At 70.9% G+C, this 6,855-nt stretch carries 3 protein-coding genes, 1 tRNA gene and 1 pseudogene; 3 read left to right on the forward strand and 2 right to left on the reverse strand.

Going from position 1 to position 6,855, the window contains the following annotated elements; genetic code table 11:
* The first annotated feature begins 15 nt into the window (after positions 1 to 15).
* Entirely contained in the window at positions 16 to 1,128 is a 1,113-nt protein-coding gene (locus FZ988_RS12440) for a YlbL family protein (protein WP_246169468.1), read from the forward strand.
* Between the two features lie 8 nt (positions 1,129 to 1,136).
* Here FZ988_RS12440 and FZ988_RS12445 read toward each other — a convergent pair whose 3' ends face one another.
* Positions 1,137 to 1,751 carry a PPA1309 family protein gene (locus FZ988_RS12445; protein ID WP_246169469.1) on the reverse strand — a complete coding sequence of 205 codons (615 nt, stop codon included), beginning with the start codon at positions 1,749 to 1,751 and terminating at the stop codon, positions 1,137 to 1,139.
* Between the two features lie 200 nt (positions 1,752 to 1,951).
* Between FZ988_RS12445 and FZ988_RS12450 the strand changes: the two genes are divergently transcribed.
* The gene (locus tag FZ988_RS12450) at positions 1,952 to 4,978 is read left to right on the forward strand and encodes a UPF0182 family membrane protein (protein ID WP_149204338.1); all 3,027 of its coding nucleotides are present in this window, start codon (positions 1,952 to 1,954) and stop codon (positions 4,976 to 4,978) included.
* Positions 4,979 to 5,154: 176 nt separating this feature from the next.
* A tRNA-Met gene (locus FZ988_RS12455) sits at positions 5,155 to 5,228 on the forward strand.
* 879 nt (positions 5,229 to 6,107) lie between these two features.
* On the opposite strand, the pseudogene istB reads toward FZ988_RS12455, so the two are convergent.
* Positions 6,108 to 6,782, reverse strand: a pseudogene (gene istB / locus FZ988_RS12460) (IS21-like element helper ATPase IstB); the annotation flags it as partial.
* Between the last annotated feature and the right edge of the window lie 73 nt (positions 6,783 to 6,855).

A 6,855-nucleotide genomic window follows, 5' to 3' on the forward strand; every position in this document is an offset into this window, starting at 1 on the left:
GGGGATGATGTCCCGGTGAACGACGCGCCCGACGTCCTTGCCGGAGCCCCGCCCCTGCCGGGGCCGGACCCTGAGCCCGAGCCGCTCACGCCGCGCGCGATCACCTTGGCCGCGGCCACGGTGCTGACGTCGATCCTCGTCGCCGTCGCTGCCGTGCTGCCGATGCCGTACGCGGTGAGCTCGCCGGGGCCCACCCGGGACACGCTCGGCGAGCAGGACGGCACGCCGCTGATCACGGTCACCGGTGAGCCCTCCTACGAGTCGACGGGGCACCTGCTGCTCACGACCGTGCAGGTCGCGGGCGGGCCGGACTACCCGGTGGGCATCGCCCAGGTGCTGCAGGGCTGGTTCGAGGCCGACTCGTCCGTGTCGCCCGTCGAGCTCGTGTTCGCGCCCTCGGAGTCGCGTGACGACATCGACGCCCGCAACCAGGCGGCCATGATCTCCTCGCAGGAGAACGCGACCGTCGCGGCGCTCGAGGAGCTCGGCTACGAGGTCCCGACGGTCCTCACGGTCGAGGAGACCGTCGAGGGCATGGGTGCCGAGGGCGTGGTCCAGCCCGGCGACGTCATCGTCGCCGTCGACGGCGAGGAGGTCCCGAGCTTCTCGGCGCTGAGCGCGGCGCTCGACGCCGTGGCCCCCGGCGCGACCGTGGTGCTCGGGGTCGAGCGCGACGGCGAGCGCCACGACCTTGACGTCACGACCACCGAGGGCGAGGACGGCAGTGCCCAGCTCGGCGTGTACATCGACCCCGAGTTCGACCTCCCGGTCGACGTCGAGATCCAGATCGACAACGTGGGCGGGCCCAGCGCCGGGACCATGTTCGCACTGGGGATCATCGACAAGCTCACCGAGGCGGACGAGGCGAACGGCGTGAGCATCGCGGGCACCGGGACGATGGACCTCACGGGCACGGTGGGTCCGATCGGCGGCATCCGCCACAAGATGGTCGGCGCTCTCGAGGACGGCGCCATGTGGTTCCTGGCCCCGGCGTCCAACTGCGACGAGGTCGTGGGGTACGAGCCCGACGGCCTCGAGGTCGTCCGGGTCGCGACGCTCGACGAGGCCCGCGCGGCGGTCGAGGCGATCGGCGCCGGCGAGGGTGAGGGCCTGCCCCGCTGCGAGTGACCGGCTCGTCAGGCGAGCGTCGCGCGCACGGCCTCCACGAGCCCCGGGACGAGGTCGGGGCCGCCGCCCACCTGGTCGTCGGCGTCGTTCGCGCGGGTCCGTACCGCGCACCACGAGCCCCCTGAGCGCAGCGCACCGACGGCGATCCGCACGTCCTGCCGGTCCGGGTGGGCCATGAGGTACTCGAGCGCGGCGTCGGGCTCCGGCGGCATGCCCTCCTCGGCGGCGGGCGGCAGCACGACGCGCTCGACGACGACGGCCGCGCCGTCGACGGCGGGCGGCCACGACAGCCCGGCGAGGAGGTCCTCGAGGGACGGGGCCGCGGGCAGCTCCTCCTGCTCGACGGAGGTCAGGTGGTGCGGGTCGCGGCGGGCGCGGGCGACGACCTCCGCGGGGAGCTGCGCCTCGAGCGTCGGCTCGGCGTCGAGAGCGCGGGCGGTGCCGACGAGCGCGAACACGCGCACGGGGCCGTCCCAGCCGCCGCTCGCGACGTGCCGCTCGATCTCGTGGACCGCCTCCGCGAGCGCGGCGACGGGCAGGGCCAGGGCCGTCGTCGTCGCCTCACCGTTGCGGTGGGCGACGTCGTCCGAGGGGGCGGGGGCGTGGTCGTCGTGCAGGCTCATGCGGGCCATGCTCTCAGGTGGTCGACGCCGGGGTCGCGGTGGGCGCTCGCGGGCACCGGGCGAGCGGCCACGCCGTCGGGAGGTCTGTGGGAACCTGTGGATCGGCAGGGACGTTCACCTGCTGACCCGGCGTGGACTGTGCCGCGAGGCGGCGGCCGGGCGTGTGACTCGACGAGCCGACGACCTGAGGTAGCCCTGACGTGACCTTCGCCCCCACGCCCCGCCCCGCCGGTGCCTCCGCACCCCGACGTCGTGGTGCCCTCGGCCCCACGATCGTCGTGCTGGTGGCCGCCGGGATCCTGCTGATGATCACCTCCCAGGTGTGGACCGAGGTGCTCTGGTACGACCAGCTGGGCTTCCTCGAGGTCCTCAAGACCGAGTGGTTCACGCGCATCGCGCTCTTCGCGGGCGCGTTCCTCGTCATGGCCGGTGCCGTGTTCGCGGCGCTGTCGGTCGCTTACCGCAGCCGACCCGTGTACGCGCCGTCGACGCCCGAGCAGGCGTCGCTGGACCAGTACCGCGAGATGATCGAGCCGCTGCGCCGGATCGTGATGATCGTCGGGCCCACGCTGCTCGGCTTCTTCGCGGGTGCCGCGGCGTCGGCCCGCTGGGACGACGTGCTGCTGTTCCTCAACGGCGGCGACTTCGGCCGTGTCGACCCGCAGTGGGGCCTCGACCTGTCGTTCTTCGTGTTCACGCTCCCGACCCTGCGCTTCGTCGTCTCGTTCCTCATGGCTGTCGCGGTCATCGCGGGCATCGCGGGCGCAGCGACCCAGTACCTGTACGGCGGGCTCCGCATCGGCGGGGGACCGGGCGCCGAGCGCACGACGTCGGCCGCACGCATCCAGCTCGGCATCACCGCCGCGGTGATCATGCTGCTCATCGGCGCGAACTACTGGCTCGACAGGTACTCGCTGCTGACGAACTCGGCCGAGCGCATCGAGGGCATCCAGGGCGCGCTGTACGCGGACGTCAACGCTGTGCTGCCGTCCAAGGCGATCCTCACGGGCGTCGCGGTCCTCGTGGCCGTGCTGTTCGTGATCGCCGCCTTCCGCGGCAACTGGCGCCTGCCGGCGATCGGCGTCGGGCTCATGGTCGTCTCCGCGATCGCGATCGGCGGCATCTACCCGGCGATCGTGCAGCGGTTCCAGGTGGTGCCGAACGCGCAGGAGCTCGAGGCCGAGTACATCCAGCGCAACATCGACGCGACGCGTGCGGCCTTCGACCTCGAGGACGTCGAGATCACGCCGTACGACGCTGCGCTCGAGGCCGAGGAGGGCGCTCTGCGCGAGGACGCGGAGACGGCGGCGAGCATCCGCCTCCTCGACCCCGCGATCGTCAGCCCGTCGTTCCGCCAGCTCCAGCAGAACAAGCAGTACTACGACTTCCCCGACACGCTCTCCGTGGACAGGTACCAGATCGACGGCGAGAGCCGCGACACCGTCATCGCGGTGCGCGAGCTCAACCTCGACGGCCTCGGTGGCGAGCAGCGCACCTGGGTCAACGAGCACACCGTGTACACCCACGGGTTCGGCGTCGTCGCCGCCTACGGCAACACGACGGGCGCCGACGGCCGGCCGGCCTTCTACCAGGGCGGCATCCCGTCGACCGGGTCGCTCGGCGACTACGAGCCGCGCATCTACTTCGGCCAGAACACCCCCGAGTACTCGATCGTGGGGGCCCCCGAGGAGACCGAGCCGTGGGAGCTCGACTACCCGGACGACGAGGCCGGCGGTCAGGTCAACACGAGCTTCCCGACGGACGAGATCGACGCCGGGCCCAAGATCGGCGACTTGTGGACCAAGACCCTGTACTCGCTCAAGTTCGGGTCCGAGCAGATCCTCTTCTCCGACCGCGTGACCGAGGAGTCGCAGATCCTCTACGACCGCGACCCGCGTGACCGCGTCGGCAAGGTCGCCCCGTACCTGACGCTCGACACGCGCGTGTACCCGGCGGTCGTCGACGAGAAGGTCGTGTGGATCGTCGACGGCTACACGACGGCGGACAGCTACCCGTACTCGGCGTCGCGTGCCCTCGACGAGGCGACGACGGACGCCCTCACGGCGACGTCGGACACCATCGCGGCGCTCGCCCCGCAGCAGGTCAACTACCTGCGCAACTCGGTCAAGGCCACGGTCGACGCCTACACGGGCGAGGTCACGCTGTACGCGTGGGACGACGAGGACCCGATCCTCGAGGCGTGGAGCGAGATCTTCCCGACGTCGATCAAGCCGATGAGCGAGATCGACGGCGACCTCATGAGCCACCTGCGGTACCCGGAGGACCTGTTCAAGGTCCAGCGCGAGCTGCTCACGACGTACCACGTGGGCACGGCGTCCGAGTACTACTCCGGTCAGGACTTCTGGCGGAACCCGCAGGACCCGGTCACGGACACCCAGCTCCAGCCGCCGTACTACCTGACGCTGAAGATGCCGACGCAGGACGAGCCCACGTTCTCGCTCACGTCGACCTTCGTGCCTGGTGGCAACACCGACCGTGAGGTGCTGACCGGGTTCCTGGCGGTCGACGCCGAGCCGGGGAACGAGGACGGCGTCAGACGCGAGGGCTACGGCCAGCTCCGGCTGCTCGAGCTGCCACGCAACTCGACGGTGCCCGGCCCAGGCCAGGTGCAGAACAACTTCGACGCGAGCCCCGAGGTGTCCCAGAACCTCAACCTGCTGCGGCAGGGCAACTCGACGGTGCGCAGCGGCAACCTGCTGACGCTCCCCGTCGGCGGTGGCCTGCTCTACGTGCAGCCCGTCTACGTGCAGTCGTCGCAGGGCACGCAGTTCCCGCTGCTGCAGCGCGTGCTCGTGTCCTTCGGTGAGGAGATCGGGTTCGCCGAGGACCTCGAGGGCGCGCTCGACCAGGTGTTCGGCGGTGACGCAGGTGTCGAGGCGCCCGAGCCGGGTGACGACGCCGAGGAGGTGCCTGACGCGCCCGTCGACGGCGAGGAGGGTGACGGCACCACGGAACCCACCGCGGAGCCGACGACGTCGCCCACCACGGCGCCGACCGACGAGCCCACGACGGACCCGACGACCGCCCCCGAGGCGGGCGACGCCCGGGCCCGCCTGGACACGGCCCTGGCGGACGCCCGCACGGCCATGATGGACAGCCAGACGGCGCTGACGGCCGGTGACTTCGCCAAGTACGGCGAGGCGCAGGACCGCCTGCAGGAGGCGCTCGAGAGGGCCATCGCCGCGGAGGCCGAGCTCGAGGGCTGAGCGGCCGCAGCTCGTAGCGGCGCGATCGAGGCCCGGCCGGGCGTGTGCCCGGCCGGGCCTCGCGCTGTGCGGGGGTGCGTGGGTGCGGGGTGAGGCTGGGCGCCGGGGCGTGCGGCGGCACCGGGTGGGAACGGATTTGCCCCACCGGCGGAGCCCACGTATGGTTACGGAGCCGACGCGGGGTGGAGCAGCTCGGTAGCTCGCTGGGCTCATAACCCAGAGGTCGCAGGTTCAAATCCTGCCCCCGCTACAAGATGACGAAGGCCCGGCCCTGATGGTCCGGGCCTTCGTCGTTGGCGCAACCGGCGATGTGGTGCAGGACGTCGGACGCACCGGCGCCTTTCAGGCGGACCCCACGACGTGGCGTGTCGCTCGAATCCGCTCGCCGACTCTGCTTCTCAACGTCGTCAGACCGCCAACGGCCCGCGCCTCGCGAGCGCCTTGAGCCGTGCCATGCTCGGCGGGTCGACGACGCGTCGCCGTGACTCGCGCACGTGCCCGGAGGTGTCCCGGCGCTGTGAGTTCTATCCCGGCAACAGCGAGCACGACCTCGGTGCGCTGGCACCCGCGCAGGGTGGGGCGCACTCCTCTACTCTCGAGCACGACGCAAGGGCCACTCGTCGCGCCCAGGGCTGGGGCGTATCGGTGCGCGAGGTCGGCCTGGCTGGGTGGCTCGCCACTAGAGTCACGGATCGGAGGCGTGGCTACGCGCACTCCGGCTGTCCAGTGTGGAACCGGCAGTGGTGGCCGAGCCGTCTGGGTCGACAGAGAACGAGGTGCGCCGTGCCGCAGGATGAGTGCTATGTGTACATGTGGAGTGACACTCACGGCGTCGTGCGGTACATCGGCCGAGGGGCTCTTGGTCGAATCACGGACCACGGCAGCGACGACCCGAACGCAGACCTCGCCCTCGCCTTCCGGGAGTTCGGTCCGTTGGTTCCCGAAGTCCTTAGGTGTCCGGATCCACAATCGGCCGCCCTTGTAGAAGGGGCGCTGATCTCGGCTGCGACGCGGCACCGGTTCAACCTGACGAATCGGAGGCTCGATACCGCCCAATTTGTCAACGACGGGTTGGAACTGACCCCCTGTCGTCGGATTGGGATTGACCCCCCGGCGGGTTCGTCTTGGTCTACTTGTCGCGGTCCTTGGCGAGGAGCTCGCGGCGGGCTCGGGTGCGGTATGACTCTCCGGCCAGGGTGAGGACCTCGGCGTGGTGGACGAGGCGGTCGATCATCGCCGCGGCGACGACTTCGTCGCCGAAGACCTCGCCCCAGCGCCCGAACGGCAGGTTCGAGGTGACCAGGATCGAGCCGGTCTCGTAGCGGGAGGCGACGAGCTGGAAGAACAGGTTCGCGGCGTCGGTGTCGAACGGGATGTAGCCGACCTCGTCGATGATGATGAGCTTGTAGCGGCGGATCTTCTTCAGCTCGGCTTCCAGGGCGCCGGCGTGGTGGGCGCGGGCCAGGCGGTCGATCCAGTTCGTCGCGGTGTCGAACAGCACGGAGTTGCCGGCCTGGGCGGCCTTGATGCCCAGCCCGATGGCCAGGTGCGTCTTGCCCAGTCCGGGCGGTCCGAGCAGGATCACGTTCTCGCACTTGGGCACGAACGTCGCGGTGGCCAGGTGCGCCAGGACGTCCTTGCGCAGGGACGGCAGGTGCTCGAGGTTGAAGTCCTCCAGGGTCTTGATCGCCGGGAAGTGCGCGGTGCGGATCCGCATCATGGTGCCGGCGGACTCCCGGTCGGCGACCTGGCGTTCGAGGACCGCGGCGAGGTACTCCTCGTGGGACCAGTTCGCCTCCCGTGAACCGCCCCGACTTCAGTGGAGGCTCGGTTCTCTGGTCTCGGCCGTCGTGACGGTCGGGTTTTGACGGTAGTGG

Origin of the sequence: Actinotalea subterranea (assembly GCF_008364845.1) — a bacterium.
Lineage (GTDB): Bacteria > Actinomycetota > Actinomycetes > Actinomycetales > Cellulomonadaceae > Actinotalea > Actinotalea subterranea.

Excerpts from the sequence above, each read along its gene's own strand:
- FZ988_RS12445 (WP_246169469.1), bottom strand. The coding sequence starts at position 1,751 with ATGAGCCTGCACGACGACCACGCCCCCGCCCCCTCGGACGACGTCGCC.